This window comes from Rathayibacter sp. SW19 (assembly GCF_030866825.1).
Lineage (GTDB): Bacteria > Actinomycetota > Actinomycetes > Actinomycetales > Microbacteriaceae > Rathayibacter_A > Rathayibacter_A soli.
The window spans coordinates 3,470,679-3,492,302 of sequence record NZ_CP133020.1 but is presented as its reverse complement, the minus strand read 5'-3'; the positions used below and the strand labels follow the sequence as shown (position 1 = coordinate 3,492,302).

Genomic DNA, 21,624 nt, shown 5'->3' with positions numbered 1-21,624 from the left:
TCCGCAACGTGCACAGACGAAATCCTCGCCTGCCAACGGTGGCAGGGCACCGAGTGGCCCGCCACGACGATCACCCTGGTCGGACACAAAGGCCATTATCCTCGGGCTGAGCGCCCGCCCGCCGAGGGGCTCCTCACCTGCCGACACCGATCATCTCGGGGATCGGTCCGGCTCACTGCACCCCGATCACCCCGGCGGGCGCGCACGGCAAGCCCTGCGCACAGCACAACGGCGATCCCGCCGATGATCGTCGCCCAGCCCAATACCTCGTGAAGCAGGACTGCCGCCCAAATGATGCTGAGCACCGGTTGGATCAGTTGTACCTGGCTGACCTGCGCCATCGGTCCGATTTCGAGCCCGCGATACCAGGCGAAGTAGCCCAGGAACATGCTCACGACCGCCAGGTAGGCGAATGCGGCCCAATCGATCAGTGTTGCCGTCGGCGGCCGTTGCACGAGCGAGGCGATCGTCAGGATGAGCATCAGGGGTGAGGAGAGGACGAGTGCCCAGGACACGGTCTGCCATGCACCGAGCTCGCGGGCGAGCAATCCGCCCTCTGCATATCCGATCGCCGCTGCGATGACGGCGGCAAACAGTAGCAGGTCATTCCAGGTCAGTTGTGCGAAGCTGCCGCCTTGCAAGGCGGCAAAGACGACCGCCACGAGCGCGCCGATCCCGGCCATCAGCCAGAACGACCGCCCGGGGTGTTCCTTCCCTCGAATAACGACCATGACCGCGGTCGCGGCAGGCAGCAACGCGATCACAACGGCACCGTGACTGGCAGGAACCGTCGTCAGCGCGAAGGAGGTCAGCAAAGGAAAACCGATGACGACACCGCCGGCGACCACCGCGAGCCGCACCCACTGAATGCCGCGCGGGAGCAATTGCCGCGTCAAAACGAGAGCGGCGGCCGCGAGCACTGCGGCGACCACCGCCCGCCCAGAACCGATGAACAACGGTGACAACCCGCCGACCGCGACACGCGTGAACGGCACGGTGAATGAGAACGCCGCAACCCCGACGAGGCCCCACCACAGTCCGGCATGCGATGGCGATATCACTTGCTGTAAAATTGGAGTAGCGCTACTATTGTCTGTCATGAACCATGATAGCAGTTCGCGAATCGTGTCGGAGCTGGAGGATTGGATTTCTACTGCGACGGCGGGATCGAAACTTCCCGCGACCCGTGCGCTGGTCTCGCGTTTCGGCGCTAGTCCCGTCACTGTGCAGAAGGCGATGCGCACGCTGAACGCCCGTGGTCTGATCGAGAGCAGACCCGGCGCCGGCAACTTCGTTCGCGCGGTGCGCACGGCACGGCCGCTCGACTACGGATGGCAGACCTCCGCGCTGGGCTCCCCGCTCACCCGCATCCCGTCGGGCTCGGCCACGATGCGCAGTCCCGCGCACGGCGCAATCGCCCTGCATGCCGGATACCCGGATCGTGAGCTCCTTCCCGAGCGTCTCATCCGAGCGGCCCTCACCCGCGCCGCGCGCAGCGACGCTGCCGTCACCCGGTCACCGGGGCCAGGCCTGCCCGAGCTGCAATCCTGGTTCGCGAATGAGCTCGCCGAAGCGACAGCGGTCGGCATTACCCCGCCCACGGCGAGCGACGTCATCGTCCTCCCGGGTAGCCAGAGTGGGCTCAGCTCGATATTCCGTGCGCTCGTCACGACCGGCCAGCCACTCCTGATGGAGTCGCCGACGTATTGGGGTGCGATTCTCGCTGCTGCCCAAGCCGGTGTGCGCGTGATCCCCGTCTCAAGCGGCACTCACGGCCCCGATCCCGACGAGCTCGCGCGTGCGTTCGAGGAAACAGGAGCTCGAGCGTTCTATGCACAGCCGAACTACGCCAATCCCACGGGCGCACAATGGTCGGCAAGCACAGCCGGCCAGATCCTCGATGTCGTCAGCGCGAACGGTGCGTTCCTCATCGAAGACGACTGGGCGCACGACTTCGGAATCACTTCGACTCCGGCGCCAGTGGCCGCCCGCGACGACTCCGGGCATGTCATCTATATTCGCTCTCTGACAAAAAGCGTCTCGCCCGCCATCCGCATCGCGGCGATCGTGGCACGCGGCTCCGCACGCGAGCGCATCCTCGCCGACCGCGGGGCGGCATCCATGTATGTCAGCGGCATCCTTCAAGCCGCCGCACTCGACATCGTGACGCAGCCCGCCTGGCAAACCCACCTGCGAGGTCTACGTCAACAGCTCCGCGCACGCCGTGACCTTCTGATCGACAGCCTCACCGAGCACACACCGCTGGCCCACCTCACGAACATCCCACCAGGCGGACTCAACCTGTGGCTGCGCCTGCCCGACACCACCGACCTGGCGCGCCTCGTTCGAGAATGCGAAGACGACGGCGTGCTCATCGCCCCCGGAACAGAGTGGTTTCCAGCCGAAGCCTCGGGACACTTCATCCGACTCAACTACTCGGGGACCAACCCGGGCGCTTTCCCCGAAGGGGCCCGCATCATCGGCCGCGTACTCGAACACACCACCTGAACCAGAGGCTCGACCAGCAGCCACTCATGCCGCCAGCCAAGCGCTGCAAGAGGCTCCCGCGGGCCGCACGGGAATGCGGGTGCCGTGCCGCGTGTTCGTGAACTTCAACGACGATGTGTCCGACGGCGGGAGAGGAATCGAACAGTCATGGCTACGGAAGCTGATGGAGCAACGGTCACGATCCGTTATGTCGGCGGGCCGACCGCGATCCTGACGATCGGCGGTGTCCGGTTTGTCACCGATCCCACATTCGACCCGCCCGCCGACTACCCGATCGGTACCCGAGTTCTGAGCAAGACGGCCGGGCCGGCCTTCCCGGCCGAGCAGGCCGGCCCGGTTGATGTGGTGCTGCTCTCCCACGATCAACATCCCGACAACCTGGACGTGGCCGGGCGAAGTTTCCTGGCGACGGTTCCTCTCGTGTTATCCACCGCGGCTGCTCGCGGACGGTTGGGATCGACCGTGCAGGTGCTTCCGAATTGGGACCACGTGCAGCTTCCTCGTCCGGATGGCGGCCACCTGACCGTGACCGGGGTTCCCGCCCAGCATGGGCCCGACGGATCACTGGGCGCGGTCGGTGAGGTGACCGGATTCGTGGTGTCCGGAGACGGGGTGCCCACCGTGTATATCAGCGGGGACAATGCGTCACTGGAGATTGTGCGCGCCGTCGCGAAACGGTTCGCTCCCATCGACATCGTGTTGCTGTTCGCCGGAGCCGCCCGAACGGCGTTGATGGACGGCGCGCTCCTGACAATGACCAGCGCGCAGGCCGCCGAGGCTGCGCAGATCCTTGACGCCCTCCATGTGGTGCCGCTGCACTTCGAGGGTTGGGCGCACTTCACCGAGGACGCGGACAGTCTCCGTGTGGCGTTCGAGCGGGCCGGCCTCACCGACCGCCTGCACCTCTTGACCCCGGGCGCCCAATTCACGACCTGAAAACCCCGTAGGCCCACGGCTGGCGGCTTCCGGCCGACGGCTTGCGGCCAACGGCTTGCGGCTTGCGGCTTGCGGCACAGCTGATCAACTGCGGTTTGAAGGCGCCAGCATCCGCATCCGCACGGCGTTTCTCAATCGAGTCGGTAGATCTGGTATTCGATCTGGTGGTCTCCAGCGACGCGGCCCGCACCGATGAACAGGCTCTGGGTGAGCCACGCGTAGCGCTCGTCACCTGTGTCGAATTGGGCAACCATTCGCATGTGCTGATCCTCCACACTGGTTTCGCCGCCGTTGGCCAACGCCTTCATGAACGCGTCGCTTTCGCGGATAAGCGCGTTGTCGTAGGTGAGTGTCACGATCGCGGCGTCTGACGTTTCGAACACCAACCGTTGATCCTGGCGGCGGATGCCATCAGGCCCGAGCCGAATCCAGTCTGCGCCGGGCATCGCCGATCGCGCATCGATGCGATCTCCGCGAAGTGTCGCAGCTGTAACAGACCAATACAGTCGGGAACCGAAAGGGCTGCCCGTGCTCGGCCCCCACGGCCCGGCGATCGTCTCACAAAACGTCATCTCGGCGATCAGTCGTATCGGCCCATCCTGCCACCATCGCCTGCGCTCGGCAGGTCGGAAGCCGACCCGTTGCTCACTTGCGTGCAGACGATTGACGAATCTCGTTAATCGTCGCGACTGCGCCCCGATCTGGGGTCTCCATTGGTCGACCGCCGAGCTTGCCCAGAGTTGGGAAGTGTCCGCCCCGGAAGTGTCGCGTCACCTTGCAGTGCTTCGCGAGGCAGGTCTGGCCACTTCCAGCAGAGAGGGACGATTCGTGCTCTACCGCGCAGACGCCGTGGCCATCCAGCGCCTGGGTTCTGACCTGTTGTCGGGACTTCTGCGATGAGCGGCCAAGCAGTCCGGGCACCGCACCGGATGTCGATTGCCGATGTCCCTGCATCCGGCTCGCGTGCCACGGAATTGCTCCGGCACCTGGTGAGCCGATTCCACGGGTGACCGGAGCGACGGTCCGGGATGCGGGGGTTCTTATCGCCGCGGACCGGAGCAGGGCCAGACCGGCCATCAGTGCCGACACGCCGCGCGTCGAAGTCGGCGGAAGGTGGGGCAGAATCGTCAGTGATGCAGAATTCGACTTCTGGCCAGCCCGGCGCTGCCGAATACGGCGCTGCCGAATACGGTGCCGCCGAATCCGGTGCCGCCGAAAACAGCACGTCGCCCACGCGCGCCCGCGCGTTTCCGGAAGCGTCGCTTGACGCGGCCGCCCGCGGTGAGGACGAGTTCCGGGTCGACCTGGAACGCATCCGCTTCTCGCCGTATTTTTCGCGGCTTTCCGCCGTGACGCAGGTGATTCCACAGGCGGGCAGCGGCACGGTCGTGCACAACAGGCTGACGCATTCGCTCAAGGTGACCGCGGTCGCGCGTTCCATCGCGATGGGCCTGCGTGATGGAGTCGAACGCACCAGGGCTCTGCCTCCGCATACCGAACAGGCGCGCACGATCGAGGTGCTCGGCGGATGCGACCCCGTCGTCGTGCAGGCGGCCGCAAGCGCGCATGACCTCGGGCATCCACCGTTCGGTCATCTCGGCGAACAGACTCTCGACCGGCTGGCGCGCGGGCGCCTCGGCCTGCCCGACGGGTTCGAAGGCAACGCCCAGACGTTCCGCATTCTGACGACACTGGACACTAGCGACACCAGCGAACGCGGCCTCAATCTGACGGCGGCCGTGCGGGCGGCCGTGCTCAAATACCCGTGGACGCGAGGCGAGTGGACAGCTGCACCGCACGATCCGCAGCCGAACGGCCCTGCTCACCTGCTGCCTCGCGGCGTCGGAATTGACCGAGCGAACGGCGCGCAGAAATACTCGGCCTACACGTTGAACGCGCTCGAGATGGCGCAGGCACGGTCCGCGTACCCGGCGATCGGCCGGTATCAGCAGACCGTCGAGTGTTCGGTCATGGACATCGCCGACGACATCGCATACTCGGTGCACGACCTGGATGACTTCTATCGTGCCGGAGTGCTGCAGCACACGCCGGTCGCCGCCGAGCTGCAGAGTTGGCTGGCCGACCAGGGCGGCCTCGCCGGGCTGGAGCGCCGCCGCTTGGAGGATGCGTTCCGCACGCCGGGATATTCGCTCGAACTCGCCTGGCGGCGCACTGTGCAGAAGGATGCCTGGATCGCCGACGACGCTGCGTTCCGCGAAGCCGTGCTGCGGGTCAAGGAGGGCTTGGTCGACGGGCTGCTCGCGGTGCCGTACGACGGAGGCCTAGCCGCCGATCATGCCATCGCTGCGTTCACCAGACGGTGGATCGACCGGCTGAAAGCATCCATCGTTGTCGAGAGAAATCCGGATGTACGCAGCGGCCATGTGCGCCTTACCCAGGATGCCTGGCATGACGTCGTCGTGCTCAAGTTCGTGCACTCGCGCTTCGTGCTGGACCGGCCGGACCTCGCGATCTACCAGAAGGGTCAGGCGCGCGTCATCGAATCGCTCGTGTCGGGTTTCTCGGCCTGGCTCGAGGATCCGGATGACGCGGCCCGCGCCCCGCGGCGGCTCACGGATTCAGCTGAGGCGACGACCGAAGCGTATCGGCAATTGCGAGCGGATGCGCCCGAATTGCTCGGCATGCGTGCCGGTGAGCCGACGGATGATGAAGCGTTGGCCCGCTTAGGCCGCTCACGTGCGGTGATCGATTACATCGCCTCGTTCACCGACGCGCAGGCGCTGTCCGCTGCGGCCCTGATCGGTGGCACGTCCGATCGCCTCTGGGAAGACGGCCGCAGCCTGTAACCTCTCGCCGGTCGAGTTGCCCGCGAGCGCTAGCGAGCAGGCGTATCGAGACCCCCGCGCGTGAACTCACCCGGTCTCGATACGCGTATTCGCTGCGCTCATGCGCTACTCGACCACCGGTACCGGTACTCGTTGGTCGAGTAGCCCGCGAGCGCTAGCGAGCAGGCGTATCGAGACCCCCGGGCGTGAGCTGACCCGGTCTCGATACAGTCGCTGGCGCTCCTTACTCGACCAACGTACTCGTTGGTCGAGTAGCCCGCGAGCGCTAGCGAGCAGGCGTATCGAGGCCTCCGCAGGTCGGCTGACCCGGTCTCGATACGCGTATTCGCTGCGCTCATGCGCTACTCGACCACCGGTACCGGTACTCGTTGGTCGAGTAGCCCGCGAGCGCCAGCGAGCAGGCGTATCGAGACCCCCGGCGCGTGAGCTGACCTGGTCTCGATATGCGTATTCGCCGCGCTCGTGCGCTACTCGACCGGCGGTGGTGCCGGGCGCGCGTCCAGGTGGATGCCCGCGAGCATGCAGCGCACGGAACCTCCGGCGAGTTCAATCGTCGGCACGGCCAGCGGGACGATCATGCAACTGGCCTCGATAACAGCGCGCTGCGTTGCATCCAAGCTCGCCACTGCCCGAGCAGACATCGCCAGGATGCGTCCGTCGCGCCCCTGCAACTCGATTGCGTTGCCGGCAAACTCACGCACCTGTGCCGGACTCAACGCGACGATCGTGCGTCCCGGTGCGGCCAATCGCTCGACGACCTGGGTGCGGCGGAGCGCATCCGCTATGAAGTCCAACCCGATCAGCGCGAAGTCGGTGGCGATGCACATCAGCACATTGGTGTGATAAACGGGATGCCCCGTCTCGTCGATGGCGTCGAACGCCATGGGCTCGTAGCCGAAGTTCGTGCAGAATCGTTCGAGCGCGATCGGGTCTGCACGCGCCGACCGCACCGTGTACGCGACTCGACTCACGTGATCGAGCACCATGGCGCCGGTGCCCTCGAGGAACACGTCGTCGTATTCGAGCCCGGAATAGTCGATCACATCCTGCACACGGTAGTCGTGCTTGAGCAGCTCGATCACATCACTGCGTCGCTCGCTGCGACGGCTCGGCGACTGCATCGGAAACACAGCGATGTGCCCGCCGGAGTGCGTCGAGAACCAGTTGTTCGGGAACACCGCGTCGGGCCGGTCCATGCGTTCATCGTCGAACAGGTGCACGCTCACGCCGTGAGCGCGCAGCGTCGCAGCAACCTCGGTGACCTCCTGCCAGGCGGATGCCGCGACCTCCTCGAGCGCGCTCGCCGGCACTGCCGTCTGAAACGTGTTGTCGATCGTCGTGGCCGGGTTCGGCGCGAAATGGCGCGGCCGGATCACGACCACTGCCGACGGCGCCTGAATGGAGAGGCGCTGCATAACCTGGCGCGGATTGGATTGGCGCGGAGTAGAGACGCGTGGGATGGACATCCGGTCTGCCTACAAGGCTGGAACGGGGGCGTCGGAACCGACGGCGAAGCCGAACAGGTCCTTGGGGTCGTCTGGATCGACGATCAGGTCGATGTCCACGGAGAACTCGGTGCCGTTGGTCTTATCGCGCAAATAGCGCAGCACAGAGAAGTCTTCGATGGCGAAGCCAACGGAGTCGAACACAGTGATCTGCGACTCGGAGGTGCGCCCCGGCTCCTGCCCCGCCACGACCCGCCACAACTCTGTCACGGGGAAATCCGCTTCGAGTTGTTGGATCTCGCCCTCGATCCGCGTCTGCTCGGGGAACTCGACGAACACATCGGCCCGGCGCAGAATCGCGGCATCCAACTCTGTCTTGCCCGGGCAGTCGCCTCCGATTCCGTTGATGTGAACGCCCGGCACGACCATGTCGTCGGTCAGGATCGTGGCATTGGTCTTGTCTGCGGTGCAGGTCGTGATCACGTCTGCGCCGGCGACCGCGTCAGCGTCATCCGTCGCCACGTAGACGTCGAAGCCGAGCGGGGTGAGGTTGCGCACGAGTTTCGCAGAAGCATGCTCATCGGTGTCGAACACGCGCAGGCTGCGGATGCCGATCGCCCCACGCATCGCAATCGCCTGGAACTCCGCCTGCGTGCCGGCCCCGATCATCGCCATGGTGGTGGAATTCGGTCGGGCGAGGTGCTTCGCCGCCATCGCCGAAGTCGCCGCGGTGCGCAGCGCGGTCAGCACCGTCATCTCGGCGACGATCAGGGGATAGCCGCTGTCGACATCCGCCAGTACGCCGAAGGCGGTCACGGTCTGCAGGCCTTTGGCGGGGTTGGAAGGGTGGCCGTTGACATATTTGAAGCCGTATAAGTGGCCGTCGCTCGTGGGCATCAACTCGATCACGCCGATGGCGGAATGGCTGGCGACGCGCGGCGCCTTTTCGAACGACTCCCAGCGGCGGTAATCGTCGGCCACGTACTCGCCCAACTCGGCGAGGATTGTTTCGAGGCCGGTGGCCTGTATCCACCGCACCACGTTCTGCACGCCAACGAATCGGACCATTCCGCCTAGCTCCCTCGGGTTCGCTCTTCTCTTAACTCTTAACGCTAGGTAGGAAACCTGCATAGTCACAAGAGAGATTGCTGATCATTTATGGCAGCTGACTATATGTTGTGAGCAGTTCCTGCGTACAGTATGCGCATGAATGATTTAGATGACCTCGACCGACGCATGATCGCGGAACTGCGCACCAACGGGCGGGAGCCGGTCGCGGCATTGGCGCAGACGCTTGGCGTGACGCGGGCGACCGTCAACAACAGGCTGAGTCGCCTGGTCGCGTCTGGCACGGTGCTTGGATTCACCGTGCGCATCCGTGAAGAATCCGAGACCGATGTCATCCGCGCAATCACCTTGATCGAGGTCGAGGGTCGTTCCACAGATGATGTCATCCGACGGCTGCGCGGTTTTCCGGAAGTTCAGGCACTGCACTCGACGAACGGCGGATGGGACTTGGTCGCCGACCTGCGCACGGACACACTGATGGCCTTCGACCGGTTGTTGGGCCGGATTCGCTCGATCGAAGGGGTTGTCAACAGTGAGACGAGCATTCTGCTGAGTTCGGTGCTGCGTTAAGCAGCGCTGATCTTCAGCATCACCCGTCTCTTGGCGCCCGACCTGCCGCGGCGTTCGATGAACATGAAGATGCGATATTCGAGGCCAAGCTTCTTCAGAAAAACAGCCGACTGACGCTCCCGGGTCGCGTCGTCGTCGCAGATCACGGCGATGCCGGGAACCGAGACTACGCCGTCGGCGACTGCGCCGCGTCGGTTGCACGGGCGCAGTTCCACTCGGCCGTTGTGGCGCAACCGTTTGACTTTGCCGCTGTCTTTCGGCGTTGTGACAATCAGATTGTCGCCGTCACGGGCGATCCACACGGTTGTCGGGACCGGCACACCGGTCTTGCGGAACGTGGTCAGTGAGACGAAGCGCTCGTCGCCGAGCGCCAGAAATGATGCTGGAGCACTCACCGGAAGGACTCGAGTTCGCCCCGTACGAGTTCTCCCTGCCGCCCTGTTCGTTCTGCCTGAGCGAGCTTGAGCGCTTCGTTCTCGTCGCGCAGTCGGGCAATCGTGCTGCGGGCTTCGTCCATGACTTCGAAGGCCATCGGCAGCAGCGCGAGCAGCCGGGTGATTTTCTCGTCGGTGGTACCTTCGCCGTCCAGGATGCCGAACGTGTTGTCACGGAGCACCGCGTCGGAATGGCGGGGTTCAAGTTCATCGCTCATACAATCGATCTTCCTCCCGTCGTGCCCATGCGCCGTACGACTCACCCGCGCCGCCCGCTGACGCGCCCGCTAACGCTCCCGCGCTGACACTTCCGCGCCCGCCCGCCTACGCGGCGGTGGGCATCCGTCTCGCTCGAAGCACGTCGAGTCTGCGCGAGACGACGGCGCCGATCGGCCACCGTGAGGCGCGGCGCAGAAGCGTCTCGGCCATCCGCTCAGAGTTCCAGGGGCAGGTGCACTCCGGTCGACCGTCGTGGCACGCTTCGAGCGCGGCTACATAGTCTTCGATCGTGATGCCCTCGATGTCGCGCACCTGCGCGGTTGAGGTCACGCCGCCGGAAAACATTCCGGTGAACGTGACGCCGCACACGCAGGGACCGTCGGGATAGCGTGCGCTGAGTGGGCATGGTTCGACCATCCAGACGAGCTCGCCCTCGATGCACTCGCTCAGATCGCCCTTGCGGGCGTTCTGGGTCTGGCTCGTTGCCAACAATAGTTTCATCGGAGTCCTCCTGACTCGACTGGCACGAGCTGCGGAAGGTTGTACGAGCAGGCTACGGGTGGCCGCCGACATTCGTCAGAAGGCCCGCACTTGCAGAGCGCCCGCACTTGCAGAACGCCCGCACCTGCAGAAGGCTCGCACTGGCGAGAGCGCCCGCATTGGTGACCGTGCGCGCCGTTCAGAATCAGAAAACTTCGATGCGGCACAGGATGCCCGGCGCACGCGCGATGTGCCGATCGCGCGTCACCAACACGGCCGCAGTTTGCTCGGCGAGCGCGACGTACGCGCCGTCGTAGCTGCTCAGGTTCTCGCCGAGTTGCCAGACCCGGTTCGCGAGCACTTCCCACGGCCACAGTTCGACGGCCAGCTCGGCGAGTCCGTCGAAGGCGAGCGCGGCCTCCGCAGAGGACAGATGCCCGCCGTTGCGTCGGCGTCGCAGCACGTTCGCCACTTCGTATGGAAGCAGGCTCGGCGCAATGAGGTCTGCGCCGTCCAAACGGGCGGCGATCGCATCACCTTGCGCGCCGGGGTCGGCGAGCACCGTCACAACGACGGATGCATCGACGACGACCGTTTCACGCTTCGTCGTGTCGCTAGCGCCGGTCGGCATCGATGTCGTTCAGTAGGTCGCGCACGTCCATCGGTGGGTAATGAGCCGCTCGCATCCGTGCGCGCATGATTGCCTCGGATGCGCTCGGGCGCGCCGCCAACGCAGCCAGCTCGGCGCTGAGGTACTCCTGGAGCGAGCGACCCGAGCGCGCGGCACGGGCTGCGAGTTCATCGCGCACGTCGTCTGGTACCGCGCGAATGCTGATCGTGACGGGCATGCAATCAGTTTAGCGCTAGGGCATGCAGGATGCATGTACTAGCGCTAAACGCAATCTTTTCAAACGACCCGCACTGTTGAGTGGGGGAGCCTGGCTCTCGGGCGGAGGGGCTGGTTGCGGCGCACAGCACTCGTGTCGGCGGAATCGATGTGTGCGTTTGCCCTGTTTCAAATCCGCCTTATGTGAGGCGCATTTAACATAGCGAAAGCCGGCACATCGAAAACCGAGACAGCGAATGCTCCCCGGGCGGAGCCCCGTGGCCGACGACGAGTGCCGGTGCTCGGCGCGCTGATCAGCCTGAACGTCACGATCAACGTCTGGAACGCCACGATCAACGTCTGGAACGCCATTGGCGTCACGACCCGTTGCTGGACGGTGTCGCGCGAAGCCAACTGATCTCCGAAATTCATTGCGGCGATTTGTCGATCTTCCCTCGCGCTCGCCGTCGAAGTAGTGAAAGCTCGAATCGCGAGCTCCGTTCGAAGGGAGACGACATGTCTCAGTATTTGATCCTGATTTTCGAGGACGACAACATGGTGGAGGTCGCCGGTACGGATGTTGTGAGCGCCGGCTACCAGGAATTCATGGCACGCAACCAGGCGGCGCTGCGCGGTGGCATCGCTCTGGAGCCGGCGTCCATGGCGACATCGATCCGCCCGGACGGATCGGGCGGGTTCTCCGTGACCGACGGTCCGTTCGGCGAGTCCAAGGAGGCCGTCGGCGGGTATTTCGTCGTCGAGGCAGCCGATCTCGATGAAGCTCTGCGGATCGCAAAGGAAGTCCCGGGAACCACCGGCGTGGAAGTGCGTCCAGTTCGGATCGCCGGCTGATGTCGGACGCCGGCCGCACGCGCGTCGGCCCGCGTGCGGTCAGCGCGCGGCCGGCTACAGCTGCGGCTACAGCTGCCGCTAGGGCTGCTGCCACGTCGGAGGTCGCCGCAGCGGTCGCGGAGGCCCACCGAAGCGAGTGGGCCTTTGTACTGGCGGCGACCGTGCACATTGCCGGCGACGTGGACACCGCAGAAGAAGCCGTGCAAGATGCCTATGCGAGTGCGCTTGAAACCTGGGGCGTCCGCGGCATCCCGGATCGTCCTGGTGCATGGTTGACGGTGGCTGCGCGGCGACGCGCGTTGGACATCCGCCGTCGCGCGGCAACTGCGCAGCGTGCGCTGCCCAAGCTCGTTGAGCCTGACGACGCCTCGCCCGGCATGCCGGGCAACGATGACGACGCGATCGATGGCATCCGTGACGATCGTTTGCGTCTGATCTTCACCTGCTGTCACCCTGCGCTGGCGCTCGACGCGCAAGTGGCGTTGACGCTGCGCCTGCTCTGTGGACTCTCGACGGCGGATGTCGCGCGCGCCTTCCTCGTGCCGGAGCCCACGATGGCGGCGCGTATCACACGGGCGAAGAAGAAGATTCAGGGGGCGCACATTCCGTATCGCGAGCCGCCCGCATCCGAATTGCCGGAGCGCATCGACGGCGTGTTGAGCGTTGTCTATCTCATTTACACGACGGGGCATACCTCGCCGTCCGGCGAGAATCTGATGCGCCGCGACCTGGCCGAGCGCGGCCACGAACTGGCCCGGATGCTGCGTACCCTTCTCCCCGAGGACCGCGACGTTGCCGGGCTTCTCGCTCTCGTTCTGCTGACGGACGCGCGCCGCAACGCGCGGCTTGACGAGCATCGCGAGCTTGTGCTGTTAGCCGATCAGGACCGCTCCGTCTGGGATCGCGCCGCGATCGACGAGGGCATCGCGCTGGTGCGCGAGGCGCTCCGCGTGCGGCGGCCGGGCGGTCGGCCGAGCAGGTTCGCGCTGATGGCGGCGATCGCGGCGGTGCACGACGAGGCTGCGTCCTGGAATGAGACCGACTGGGGTGAGATCCTCGGGCTGTATGACGTGCTCATGGACATCTGGACGTCCCCGGTCGTGAAGTTGAATCGGGCCATCGCACTCGGGTTCGCGCGAGGGTTTGAGGCTGGGCTCGCCGGGCTTGACGAGCTCGGCGCAGACCCGCAGCTGGCCCGCTATCCGTATCTTGCGGCGGCGCGCGCCGACTTTCTGTCGCGACTCGGCCGCGCAGACTACGCACGCATCGCTTATCAGGAGGCGCTGGTGCTTACCGACAATGAAACGGAGCGTGCTTTCCTGCAGGCGCACCTCACCGCCAGATAGCACCTTCGCCGACCCGGATGGTTATCAGATCACGCTTCACGATCGCGCGTGAGACGCGGACTCCAGGTAGGCCACGACATCCGCCACCGCGAAGCGGCGATGGGTTCCGCGATACTGCACCGGCAGCTTGCCTGCGTCGGCGAGCCGCAAGAGATACGTGTGCGAAATGCCGATCATGTCGGCGGCCTGCGACGTGGTCAGCAATGCCTCGACTGAGCCGATCACGACGCTGTCGCCCGCCGCGAAGCGTTGCAGCACGTCAACGATCGCATCGCGAACGGATGCCGGCAGCTCGACGTTTGCATTGCCCACCTGAAGCGTCAACGCATCAGCGGATGCCGCGACTCGCGACAGCGCATTCCTCAATTTCGCAGCATGCTCGGCATCGGGCGCGGGCGCGGTGTGCGGCGCCTGAAGAGCCATGACGCACCTCCTCTTCGGCTCCTAACCTAAGGCATCAACAGGTCGGGGGCGGGGTCGATGGTACCGTAGCAACGCCGGACGGCGTGGCCGTGACCGTGGAGAAGTGCGGGCAGCGGCAGTACGAGAAAGACTGTCATGGCTCAAACGCAATCCCTATCGGCAAAATCTCGGCGCGCCCTCCGCGCGACGAGTATCGCGATCGCCGCTGTCGTGGCGTTCTCGGGTTGCAGTGCGGGTGCGGGCTCTTCGCCCGCTGCCTCCAGCACGGCAACCTCGACGAACGAGTTGAATCCGCTTTCGCACGCGGCTCTGGCTTCGGTGCTGGCGACATCGGCAAAGCAGAATCTCGTGCCGGGGGCATTCGCCGTGGTCACCACGCCGGACGGCACGGTATCGGCCGCCTATGGTACGACCGAGCTCGGTGCAAAGGTGACGCCGAAGGCATCCAATGTTTTCCGAATCGGATCAGTCACCAAGACGATGACCGCGGCCGTGATCCTGCAACTGGTGCGCGACAAGAAGCTGGCACTGACCGACCCGATCGATCAGTTCATTCCGGGTGTGCCGAACGGTGCAAACATCACGATCGCCGACCTGCTGCAGATGCGCAGTGGGCTGCAGAACTATTTGGACACCGACGGTTTTGCGTCCGTCTTCGATCAGGACATGACTCACGTGTGGACGCCCCAGCAGCTGGTCGATTTCGGCATCGGCTATCCCGCCGTATCCGCACCGGCGACCGCATTCGACTACTCGAACACGAACACGACACTGCTGGGGATGGTTGCGGAGAAGTTGGATGGCAAACCGTTGGCAGACATCTTCCACGATCGGTTGTTCGGCCCATTGGGCATGAGCGAAACCGAGTTGCCGAGCGCAGCCACGACGGCGCTGCCGAGTCCGCAGGTTCAGGGCTACCAGGACGGCATCTTCCCGATCAATCACCGCCCGCCGCTGTCGGCGGACCAGCAGGCCGCTGCCGCGACAGGCACGCTCAAGCCCAACAATGTGACCGTGCAGAGCCCGTCTTGGTCGTGGGCCGCGGGCGGCGTCATTTCTTCGGCGAAGGACCTGATGACGTGGGCGCACGTGCTCGGGAGCAGCAAACTTCTGGGCGGCACTCTGCACCAGGCCTGGCTCAACGACCTGAATCCGATAGATCCGTCGAACACGGCAAATGGCCCGCAGTATGGTCTGGGAATCGAGCAGATCCGGTTCGGGTCGAACCGAGTGTACTTTCACGAAGGCGAACTCCCCGGTTTCAACACTTTCGTCGCCACAGACCCCGCGCACGGTGTGACGTTCGTCGTCTGGACCAACCTCGCCCTCTCACCCGACGGGCAGCCCACGGCCAAGGCGATAGCGGGCTCCTTGATCTCGCAGTTGTATCGCACAAAGCTTGGCACAGCGGTGCTTCCGGCCACGGCCGAGGAGTGAGCTGACGGCGGCGTAACCCGCTATTGCCGAATGACGCTCCACCCGCCGTCTGCCACCTCGATCGCGAGTTTCGCGGGGATCTGCTCCTTCATCGCTTCGGCGTGCGAGATCAGCCCGACCGTGCGACCGCCGGCGCGCAGGGAATCGAGTGTGGCCATCGCGATCTCCAGGGTTTCCGAGTCGAGCGAGCCGAAGCCCTCGTCGATGAAGAGCGTGTCCAGCGTGATGCCGCCCGCGCGACTCGTGACGACCTCAGCCAGCCCGAGCGCCAGCGCAAGCGACGCGAGGAACGTCTCTCCGCCGGACAGTGAGTTCGTCGATCGCGACCGACCGGTATGCAGATCGAGAATCGTGACGCCGAGCCCCGACTGTGTGTTGCGAAAGCTCAGCGCATCCGAATGTTCCAGCAGGTAGCGCCCGCCGGTCATCTGCCGCAGTCGCCCGTTGGCGGCCGCAACGATCTCCTCGAGCTGCGCAGCAAGAACATATGCCTCGAGCTTCATACGTTTGGTGTTCGGTGTGTCGCCGTGCAAAGTTGCTGCCAGCTTGCGCACGATCTCATAGCGTTCGGTCAGCGCGGCCACGGCGGCGGTGGCATTCCGGGCATCCGTGGCGAGGCCGGTGGCCTGCTGCTCAGTAGCGATCAGCTGATCGCGCAGCGCTCGGGCGGTGTCACGCTGCGATTCCGCGGCTTCCAGCGCGGCGCGCGAGGTCTCGACATCAACCGTCTCGTCGGCGAGATTCTGCAGGTCGGGCTCGGCGAGCGTAGCGTTCGCCGCCACCAGCGCGTCGTCGTGCGTGCGGATGCCTACTCGCAGCTTCTCCTGCTCGCTCACGTTCGCCCGCGACCGCTCTGCCTCATCCTCGGTGTCGAACGCGGACGCACGCAGCTGCTCGGTGCATGCGGACGCGGCGGCGGTGAGCGTTTGCTGGGCCTGCGCGGACGCGGCGAGAGCCCGCGCCAGGGTGGTTGCGGCATCCGATTGCTCGGTCAACGCGGCATGTCGGGCGGCGACGGTCTCATACTCACCCCGGTGCGTGTTCGTCGTGGCTTCTGCGGCCGCAAGCGTCGTCTGCGCGGTCGTCAACTCGGCGGATGCCGCCTGCCGCACTTCACGCGCCGCTTCCAGTTGCTCGTCCAGCGCGCGTTGTTCCGTTTCGAGCTTCTGCAGTTCCGCGGCGGCGCGCACGGCCTCGTCGGCGGCTGCGCGGGCCGCGCGCAACTCGAGCTCGGTTGCGCGAATCAGCTCGTCGAGGTCGTCGACGCTGAGGTCGCCGGCCTTGGCCGTCTGCTCGCTGAGCTGCACGCGGAGCGCATTCGATGACTTCTCGGCGGCCTTCGCGGTTTTCTCTGCCGCAGCCAGTGCGTCTTCGGCGGCCTGGATGTCGGCCTCGGTGATCAGTGGTGTGTCAGAGTGTGCCGGTCGCGGATGCGCGCGCGAACCGCACACCGAACACGGCTCGCCGTCGACCAGTTGGGTCGCCAGCTCCGCGGCGTGACCGTGCAATCGACGATGGCGCAACTCGTCGAGGGCCGCGCTCGACGCGGTGCGGGCAATTCCGGCCTGAAGGGTCTGCTCCTCGGCGACCCGTAACTGGTCGACAAGCGCGGCGGCCAGCGCGGCGGCAGCGCGCGCGGCGGTGTGCCGGCCGAGAGTGGTCTGTGCCGACTGCTCGGTTGTGGCGAGCAGCTGGGCTGCGCTGAGGGTGCCCCGCACGGCGGCGAGGAGCGCGGGCAGCGCGGCCTGCCGCACGAGGTAGCCATCGACACGGGCGTCGGCGGCAGCGCGTGCGGCGGCAGCCGTGTCAACGTCCTTGCGGAGGGTGGGCAACGACGTCTCCGTCGTCAACGCCATTTCGAGGCTTCCGAGTAGTTTGCTGAGCCGGTCCACCTCGGCGGCGATGAATGCGGAGGTGAACGAGGCCGCGGAGACCGCCGCTTCGCCAGCGCCGAACACGGCATAGGAATCGCGCGCGGCGGTCTCCTCTGCCAGAGCAGTAGTCTCTTCGGATGCGGCCGCGCGGCGCGCCGTCACGAACGGCCAGACGGTGTCCGCGCGTTCGGCCGCGCGGAGCGCGACTCGATCTGCATCGATCGCTTCAGCCTGCTGAGCGAGTTGCGCGAGCGCGTTGGTCGCACGTTGCCTGCGCTGTTGTCGGTCATGCAGGGTCTTGCGCTCGTCATGGGCGAGTTGCGCCGCGCGGTACTGAGCATCGGATTCGGAGGCCGCGACGCCCGCATCCGAGACCGCATCGCGCAGCAGCACTAGTCCGGCATCGACGGACTCGAGGGTGGCTTCGACCGCCAGCAGAGGCGCGGCCTGCGTCAGATACTGCGACGCTTTCTGCTGCCCGAGTTCGACATCCTTGGCGAGTGCGGTGCTGGCGGCGAGCAGCGACTCCTCATAGTCCCTGAAGCGCCGGGTGCCGAACAGTGTGCGCAGCAAAGTTTGGCGTTGGTCGTTCTTGGCGAGCAGAAACTGTTGGAACCGGTTCTGTGCGAGCAGGATCACCTGCAGGAACTGGTCTTTCTTGAGGCGCACCAACTCGTCGACGGCGAGTGCGACATCGCGAGGACCGTCGTGAAGTCCGACCCAGCCGTCGCCCTCCATGCGAGCCAGCCGCGCCTCGGCGGGCGCGGTGGTCGTGCCCTCGCCGCGCTTCTTCGGCCGCTCGTAGTCTGGCGAGCGCTCAATGCGATAGCGGAGTTCGCCCACCGTGAACTCGAGGGTCACCAACGTCGGATCGTCCGGCCCGCAATGGTCGCTGCGCAATCGGGCCTCGGTGTCGTCGTAACGGGGCACCCCGTTGTAGAGCGCGTAGCAGATCGCGTCCAGGATGCTCGACTTGCCTGCTCCCGTTTTGCCGCCGATCAGAAAGATGCCGTCGTCGGCATATGCGTCGAAGTCGACGGTCTGCTCGTCTTTGTACGGGCCGAAACCTGTGATCGTGACACGGTTGATCCTCATGCGACGGCCTGCGCTGCCCGGTGCTCGCTGAGCACGTCGGCAATGAGTTCAGCCTCTGTCTCACTTGGCCCGTCGCCGTTACGCACGTGCTCGAGGAACCCGGTGATGATCTCGGTGTCGCTTCGTGCCTTGATGCGTTCCGCGTAGCTCGCAGTCGACACCTCCGCGACGGTCGCAGGCTTGTGGTCGATCGTGGCGCAGTGCGGAAAGCGCGCCTGCAGTTTGCGCATCGCGTCGATCGGCCGGGTCGTGTCGGTGAGGATCGCCGACACCCAGTGGCCTTCGAACCCCTCATACGCCGCATCCGTCAGCAGCTTGTCGAGTGTTCCGGTGAGCACGACCAGCGGGCGCGGCACGGGCAACTCAACCCACTCGACGTTGTGAAGTGCGGACTCGTCGTGAGCGTGCCCGCCCGCGCTGGTGTCAAGATCCACGAGCCAGACTCCGCGTGGTTTGCCCGCCTCGCTGAACGAATAGTGCAACGGCGCCCCCGAATAACGGATGCCGCGGGCCAGCTCCGCTCGCGAATGAATGTGCCCGAGCGCGACATAGTCTGGGCCGTCGAACGTACTCAGCGGCACGACATCGAGACCGCCGGCACGGATCTCCCGGTCGATGTCCGTGAGGATGTCGCTGGCCTCGACACCGGCAGCGAAGCAGTGGGTGAGCACGACGGAAGGTCGCTTGCGGATGCTGGGGGAGGCATCCGCTTTGCTTGCGCGGTCGGTCGAGGTCTCGGGCGAGCCGCCAGGCGCGGTTTCACCGGCAAGGCGAGATCGGATGCCGCCCATCGCGAATGCGATGACCTGCGCCTGGGTGCGCAACGTCGCATCCGGATACTTGTGCCGGATCAGGCTCGGCTCGAGATACGGGATGCCGAAGAAGTCGACACCGTCGATCGTGACCGGCTGGTCGTGCTGTTCGACGCGGGTGATCACGTGGATGCCGGCGAGGGTGGTGAACGCGGACTGAAAGCCGAGCCGCGTCGCCGAGTCGTGGTTGCCGCTGGTCATCACGATCTCGGCGTCGGCCGCGCGGATATCGGCGAGGGTGCTCGTGAGGAGTTCGAAACAGTCCGCCGATGGGGCGGCGGAGTCGAACACGTCGCCGGCGATCGCGACGACGTCGACGTTTCGTTCGGCGATGATCGCGGTAAGTGCGCGCAGCACTTCGCCGAGCGCGCCGAGCGTGGAGTGCCCATGAAAGGTGCGCCCGATGTGCCAATCGGAGGTGTGCAGGATCCGCATGGTGGAGAGTGTATGCGGTGGCGCCGACACCGCATGTCGACACTGCATGTCGGCACCGCACGCCGACATCGCATGCCGGCATCGCATGCCGAAACCGCATGCCGAAACCAGCGCCGACACCGGTGCCGGGGCGCCGGACCAACGGATGCCCGCGGCGCGTCGCGCGCGGGATCGATGTGTTCATCGTGGCTGTTTCAAATCCGCCTTATGTAAGGCGGATTTGAAACAGCAAAAACGCTGATGCACTTACCGAGCGCGGCCGGTGCACCGCGGGTGCACCGCGGGTGCGTGGCGGTGCACGGCGGGTGCGACGCGAGTGCGCCGGGACTGCGCGCGCTGCTTCATTCAGCAGGCGGCGGCATCCGGAGCGGGCTCGCCCAGACCGACGTGCAGTTCATCCGTCGTGATGCCCAGTGCGGAGCAGATCCGCGCGATTGTGAAGAATTCTGGTGAAGGGCTGCGGCCGGTCTCGATCTTGCGCAATGTCTCTACGGAAATCGAGGCGGACGATGCGACGTCGACCATTGTTCGTGCTCCGCGCGCCACGCGGAGCGCGGCACCCAGGTGCTGGCCGCGCTTGATCTCGGCGGCGGTGAGGGGAACGCGAACCATGGCACCAATGATAGTACCGGTATAGTAATACCAGTGTTTGAGTTCGCGCCTGCCGATGCAAGCGCAACAAAGCGGGTTGCAACAACTCAGGTTGCAAAAACTCAGATTGCAACAAAGTAGGGTGCTACGGCACAGGAAAGGCGAGATGATCGAGCTGCGCACGGCAGGTGAGATCGACCAGATGCGGGCTGCCGGTGAATTCGTTGCCGATACGCTGCAGGCGCTGAAGCATCGCGCGCAAGTTGGCGTGAGCCTGCTCGAGCTGGATGCGTTCACGCACGACCTCATTCGACAGCGTGGTGCAGAATCCTGCTATCTGGACTATGCGCCGTCGTTCGGCTCCGGACCGTTCGGGTACGTGCTGTGTACCTCAGTGAATGACGCCGTTCTGCACGGCAAGCCTGGCCCTTATCGTCTGCGCGACGGCGATCTGCTCAGCCTCGATTTCGCGGCGAGTGTCAACGGCTGGGTCGCCGACTCGGCGATCAGCATCGTGGTCGGGAAGGCCCGCTCCGAGGACCTCGAACTGATTGCACTGACCCAGCGTGCGCTCGCCGCTGGAATCGAGATCGCGGTCGTGGGCAACAAGATCGGTGACATCTCGCACGCGATCGGCAGTGTCGCGCACGAGGCCGGCCTCAGCGTCAACCTGGAGTTCGGTGGCCACGGCGTCGGCCGTACGATGCACGGCGACCCGCACGTGGCCAACGATGGCCGATCCGGCCGTGGTTATCCGCTGAAGCCGGGGCTTGTCATCGCGATCGAACCGTGGTTCATGCGCGGCACTGACAAACTGCGGGTGGACCCCGATGGTTGGACGCTGCGTAGTGCGGATGGAAGCCGCACCGCGCACTCGGAACACACCATCGCAATCACGGAGAGCGGGCCGATCGTACTCACGGGGCCCGTCCGCTGATCGCGCCGGCCAACCGGCGTGGATGCAGCACCGAGCATCACCGGCTCGTCCTCAACCGCCCTCCATTAGTTGGAGAGTACACAGTCTTGGCTTCACCCCGCGTAGCAGCACCCGCACCGCGCTACCGTGAAAGCAGGCCATAGACGAGAATGGAAGGGTGCTGCAGATGACCGAACCGCAGGTGTGGACGCTGATTGGCGTCTTCGCGGCCGCCGTCTTCGGCATGATGACGCTCGTATCAACTTTGTTCGTGCGGGTCATTCGCAGCGAGATCAATGGTTTGCGCGGTGAGCTAGGTGGGCAGATCGACGGTTTGCGAGGTGAGTTAGGTGGGCAGATCGGCGGCCTGCGTGGTGAATTGGTCGGTCTGCGAGGCGAAATGATCGCGCGGTTCGAGACAGTCGATCGCCGCTTCGAGGCGGTCGACAAGCGATTCGACTACCTGGATCGCGACGTGCAAGCTCTCACCAAACGTGTTTTCGGCAGTTCGGACTGACCCCGGCGCGCCTTCGGATGTGCGGATGTCGCC

General features: G+C 65.3%; 23 protein-coding genes. 10 read left to right on the top strand and 13 right to left on the bottom strand.

The annotated features are described in order from the left end of the window. Window positions 1-95: 95 nt before the first annotated feature. The gene (locus tag QU604_RS16340) at window positions 96-1,100 is read right to left on the bottom strand and encodes a DMT family transporter (protein WP_308465676.1); all 1,005 of its coding nucleotides are present in this window, start codon (window positions 1,098-1,100) and stop codon (window positions 96-98) included. On the opposite strand from QU604_RS16340, the gene QU604_RS16335 reads away from it, so the two are divergent. Both QU604_RS16335 and QU604_RS16330 read left to right on the top strand, forming a co-directional pair. Next, on the top strand, window positions 1,099-2,508 hold the full coding sequence (locus QU604_RS16335; RefSeq protein WP_308465675.1) for an aminotransferase-like domain-containing protein: 1,410 nt from the start codon (window positions 1,099-1,101) through the stop codon (window positions 2,506-2,508). The genes QU604_RS16340 and QU604_RS16335 overlap by 2 nt on opposite strands. A 147-nt stretch (window positions 2,509-2,655) precedes the next feature. Beyond that, window positions 2,656-3,444 (top strand): MBL fold metallo-hydrolase, encoded by a 789-nt coding sequence (locus QU604_RS16330; RefSeq protein ID WP_308465674.1) that lies wholly within the window; start codon window positions 2,656-2,658, stop codon window positions 3,442-3,444. A 131-nt stretch (window positions 3,445-3,575) separates the two neighbouring features. On the opposite strand, the gene QU604_RS16325 is transcribed toward QU604_RS16330, so the two are convergent. Further along, window positions 3,576-4,016 (bottom strand): DUF3237 domain-containing protein, encoded by a 441-nt coding sequence (locus QU604_RS16325; protein WP_308465673.1) that lies wholly within the window; start codon window positions 4,014-4,016, stop codon window positions 3,576-3,578. On the opposite strand from QU604_RS16325, the gene QU604_RS22235 reads away from it, so the two are divergent. After that, a complete protein-coding gene (locus QU604_RS22235) occupies window positions 3,907-4,344 on the top strand; it encodes an ArsR/SmtB family transcription factor (protein ID WP_409349976.1) in 438 nt (145 codons plus the stop codon). The genes QU604_RS16325 and QU604_RS22235 overlap by 110 nt on opposite strands. A 233-nt stretch (window positions 4,345-4,577) precedes the next feature. After that, window positions 4,578-6,251, top strand: coding sequence for a deoxyguanosinetriphosphate triphosphohydrolase family protein (locus QU604_RS16320; RefSeq protein ID WP_308465672.1), 1,674 nt, complete (start codon window positions 4,578-4,580; stop codon window positions 6,249-6,251). Window positions 6,252-6,718: 467 nt separating this feature from the next. Here the strand turns inward: QU604_RS16320 and ctlX are convergent, their stop codons facing one another. Both ctlX and QU604_RS16310 read right to left on the bottom strand, forming a co-directional pair. Beyond that, a complete protein-coding gene (gene ctlX / locus QU604_RS16315; protein ID WP_308465671.1) occupies window positions 6,719-7,717 on the bottom strand; it encodes a citrulline utilization hydrolase CtlX in 999 nt (332 codons plus the stop codon). A gap of 9 nt (window positions 7,718-7,726) precedes the next feature. Further along, complete coding sequence (locus QU604_RS16310; protein WP_308465670.1) at window positions 7,727-8,764, bottom strand: ornithine cyclodeaminase; 1,038 nt, start codon at window positions 8,762-8,764, stop codon at window positions 7,727-7,729. Window positions 8,765-8,902: 138 nt separating this feature from the next. Between QU604_RS16310 and QU604_RS16305 the strand changes: the two genes are divergently transcribed. Further along, window positions 8,903-9,334 (top strand): Lrp/AsnC family transcriptional regulator, encoded by a 432-nt coding sequence (locus QU604_RS16305; protein WP_308465669.1) that lies wholly within the window; start codon window positions 8,903-8,905, stop codon window positions 9,332-9,334. Here QU604_RS16305 and QU604_RS16300 read toward each other — a convergent pair. From QU604_RS16300 to QU604_RS16280, 5 genes are all read right to left on the bottom strand, one after another. After that, on the bottom strand, window positions 9,331-9,729 hold the full coding sequence (locus QU604_RS16300) for a PPOX class F420-dependent oxidoreductase (protein ID WP_308465668.1): 399 nt from the start codon (window positions 9,727-9,729) through the stop codon (window positions 9,331-9,333). The genes QU604_RS16305 and QU604_RS16300 overlap by 4 nt on opposite strands. Next, entirely contained in the window at window positions 9,726-9,986 is a 261-nt protein-coding gene (locus tag QU604_RS16295; RefSeq protein ID WP_308465667.1) for a hypothetical protein, read from the bottom strand. Before QU604_RS16295 ends, QU604_RS16300 begins: the two co-directional genes overlap by 4 nt. Before the next feature lie 106 nt (window positions 9,987-10,092). Continuing rightward, window positions 10,093-10,488: a DUF7715 family protein gene (locus tag QU604_RS16290; protein WP_308465666.1), complete on the bottom strand. Its 396-nt coding sequence runs from the start codon at window positions 10,486-10,488 to the stop codon at window positions 10,093-10,095. Between the two features lie 184 nt (window positions 10,489-10,672). Continuing rightward, window positions 10,673-11,098, bottom strand: coding sequence for a type II toxin-antitoxin system VapC family toxin (locus tag QU604_RS16285; protein WP_308465665.1), 426 nt, complete (start codon window positions 11,096-11,098; stop codon window positions 10,673-10,675). Continuing rightward, window positions 11,082-11,315 (bottom strand): FitA-like ribbon-helix-helix domain-containing protein, encoded by a 234-nt coding sequence (locus QU604_RS16280; RefSeq protein WP_308465664.1) that lies wholly within the window; start codon window positions 11,313-11,315, stop codon window positions 11,082-11,084. The genes QU604_RS16285 and QU604_RS16280 overlap by 17 nt, the downstream gene beginning before the upstream one ends. Window positions 11,316-11,809: 494 nt before the next feature. Between QU604_RS16280 and QU604_RS16275 the strand changes: the two genes are divergently transcribed. Both QU604_RS16275 and QU604_RS16270 read left to right on the top strand, forming a co-directional pair. Continuing rightward, window positions 11,810-12,145 carry a YciI family protein gene (locus QU604_RS16275; RefSeq protein WP_308465663.1) on the top strand — a complete coding sequence of 112 codons (336 nt, stop codon included), beginning with the start codon at window positions 11,810-11,812 and terminating at the stop codon, window positions 12,143-12,145. Further along, window positions 12,145-13,491 (top strand): RNA polymerase sigma factor, encoded by a 1,347-nt coding sequence (locus QU604_RS16270; RefSeq protein WP_308465662.1) that lies wholly within the window; start codon window positions 12,145-12,147, stop codon window positions 13,489-13,491. Before QU604_RS16275 ends, QU604_RS16270 begins: the two co-directional genes overlap by 1 nt. A gap of 36 nt (window positions 13,492-13,527) precedes the next feature. Here QU604_RS16270 and QU604_RS16265 read toward each other — a convergent pair whose 3' ends face one another. Continuing rightward, window positions 13,528-13,914 carry a helix-turn-helix domain-containing protein gene (locus QU604_RS16265; RefSeq protein ID WP_308465661.1) on the bottom strand — a complete coding sequence of 129 codons (387 nt, stop codon included), beginning with the start codon at window positions 13,912-13,914 and terminating at the stop codon, window positions 13,528-13,530. A 135-nt stretch (window positions 13,915-14,049) separates the two neighbouring features. On the opposite strand from QU604_RS16265, the gene QU604_RS16260 reads away from it, so the two are divergent. Further along, window positions 14,050-15,351 (top strand): serine hydrolase domain-containing protein, encoded by a 1,302-nt coding sequence (locus QU604_RS16260; protein WP_308465660.1) that lies wholly within the window; start codon window positions 14,050-14,052, stop codon window positions 15,349-15,351. 20 nt (window positions 15,352-15,371) lie between these two features. Here QU604_RS16260 and QU604_RS16255 read toward each other — a convergent pair whose 3' ends face one another. The 3 genes from QU604_RS16255 to QU604_RS16245 all read right to left on the bottom strand — a co-directional run bounded on the left by QU604_RS16255 (window position 15,372) and on the right by QU604_RS16245 (window position 20,179). Next, window positions 15,372-18,320, bottom strand: coding sequence for an AAA family ATPase (locus tag QU604_RS16255; protein WP_308465659.1), 2,949 nt, complete (start codon window positions 18,318-18,320; stop codon window positions 15,372-15,374). Beyond that, complete coding sequence (locus tag QU604_RS16250; protein ID WP_308465658.1) at window positions 18,317-19,567, bottom strand: exonuclease SbcCD subunit D; 1,251 nt, start codon at window positions 19,565-19,567, stop codon at window positions 18,317-18,319. The genes QU604_RS16255 and QU604_RS16250 overlap by 4 nt, the downstream gene beginning before the upstream one ends. Window positions 19,568-19,912: 345 nt before the next feature. Further along, entirely contained in the window at window positions 19,913-20,179 is a 267-nt protein-coding gene (locus tag QU604_RS16245) for a helix-turn-helix domain-containing protein (RefSeq protein WP_308465657.1), read from the bottom strand. A gap of 145 nt (window positions 20,180-20,324) precedes the next feature. Here QU604_RS16245 and map point away from each other — a divergent pair, with 145 nt between their 5' ends. Both map and QU604_RS16235 read left to right on the top strand, forming a co-directional pair. Beyond that, on the top strand, window positions 20,325-21,095 hold the full coding sequence (gene map / locus QU604_RS16240; RefSeq protein ID WP_308465656.1) for a type I methionyl aminopeptidase: 771 nt from the start codon (window positions 20,325-20,327) through the stop codon (window positions 21,093-21,095). Window positions 21,096-21,261: 166 nt separating this feature from the next. Beyond that, entirely contained in the window at window positions 21,262-21,591 is a 330-nt protein-coding gene (locus QU604_RS16235; RefSeq protein WP_308465655.1) for a hypothetical protein, read from the top strand. Window positions 21,592-21,624 lie beyond the last annotated feature (33 nt).

What these genes read in the sequence shown, in the direction of transcription:
- QU604_RS16280 (WP_308465664.1), bottom strand. Translation starts at nt 11,315, where the DNA reads ATGCCCGTCACGATCAGCATTCGCGCGGTACCAGACGACGTGCGCGAT.
- QU604_RS16295 (WP_308465667.1), bottom strand. Translation starts at nt 9,986, where the DNA reads ATGAGCGATGAACTTGAACCCCGCCATTCCGACGCGGTGCTCCGTGAC.
- QU604_RS16255 (WP_308465659.1), bottom strand. Translation starts at nt 18,320, where the DNA reads ATGAGGATCAACCGTGTCACGATCACAGGTTTCGGCCCGTACAAAGAC.
- QU604_RS16235 (WP_308465655.1), top strand. Translation starts at nt 21,262, where the DNA reads ATGACCGAACCGCAGGTGTGGACGCTGATTGGCGTCTTCGCGGCCGCC.
- map (WP_308465656.1), top strand. Translation starts at nt 20,325, where the DNA reads ATGATCGAGCTGCGCACGGCAGGTGAGATCGACCAGATGCGGGCTGCC.
- QU604_RS16305 (WP_308465669.1), top strand. Translation starts at nt 8,903, where the DNA reads ATGAATGATTTAGATGACCTCGACCGACGCATGATCGCGGAACTGCGC.
- QU604_RS16335 (WP_308465675.1), top strand. Translation starts at nt 1,099, where the DNA reads ATGAACCATGATAGCAGTTCGCGAATCGTGTCGGAGCTGGAGGATTGG.
- QU604_RS16330 (WP_308465674.1), top strand. Translation starts at nt 2,656, where the DNA reads ATGGCTACGGAAGCTGATGGAGCAACGGTCACGATCCGTTATGTCGGC.
- QU604_RS22235 (WP_409349976.1), top strand. Translation starts at nt 3,907, where the DNA reads ATGCGATCTCCGCGAAGTGTCGCAGCTGTAACAGACCAATACAGTCGG.
- QU604_RS16260 (WP_308465660.1), top strand. Translation starts at nt 14,050, where the DNA reads ATGGCTCAAACGCAATCCCTATCGGCAAAATCTCGGCGCGCCCTCCGC.
- QU604_RS16270 (WP_308465662.1), top strand. Translation starts at nt 12,145, where the DNA reads ATGTCGGACGCCGGCCGCACGCGCGTCGGCCCGCGTGCGGTCAGCGCG.
- ctlX (WP_308465671.1), bottom strand. Translation starts at nt 7,717, where the DNA reads ATGTCCATCCCACGCGTCTCTACTCCGCGCCAATCCAATCCGCGCCAG.
- QU604_RS16310 (WP_308465670.1), bottom strand. Translation starts at nt 8,764, where the DNA reads ATGGTCCGATTCGTTGGCGTGCAGAACGTGGTGCGGTGGATACAGGCC.
- QU604_RS16320 (WP_308465672.1), top strand. Translation starts at nt 4,578, where the DNA reads ATGCAGAATTCGACTTCTGGCCAGCCCGGCGCTGCCGAATACGGCGCT.
- QU604_RS16325 (WP_308465673.1), bottom strand. Translation starts at nt 4,016, where the DNA reads ATGACGTTTTGTGAGACGATCGCCGGGCCGTGGGGGCCGAGCACGGGC.
- QU604_RS16285 (WP_308465665.1), bottom strand. Translation starts at nt 11,098, where the DNA reads ATGCCGACCGGCGCTAGCGACACGACGAAGCGTGAAACGGTCGTCGTC.
- QU604_RS16275 (WP_308465663.1), top strand. Translation starts at nt 11,810, where the DNA reads ATGTCTCAGTATTTGATCCTGATTTTCGAGGACGACAACATGGTGGAG.
- QU604_RS16340 (WP_308465676.1), bottom strand. Translation starts at nt 1,100, where the DNA reads ATGACAGACAATAGTAGCGCTACTCCAATTTTACAGCAAGTGATATCG.
- QU604_RS16265 (WP_308465661.1), bottom strand. Translation starts at nt 13,914, where the DNA reads ATGGCTCTTCAGGCGCCGCACACCGCGCCCGCGCCCGATGCCGAGCAT.
- QU604_RS16290 (WP_308465666.1), bottom strand. Translation starts at nt 10,488, where the DNA reads ATGAAACTATTGTTGGCAACGAGCCAGACCCAGAACGCCCGCAAGGGC.
- QU604_RS16245 (WP_308465657.1), bottom strand. Translation starts at nt 20,179, where the DNA reads ATGGTTCGCGTTCCCCTCACCGCCGCCGAGATCAAGCGCGGCCAGCAC.
- QU604_RS16250 (WP_308465658.1), bottom strand. Translation starts at nt 19,567, where the DNA reads ATGCGGATCCTGCACACCTCCGATTGGCACATCGGGCGCACCTTTCAT.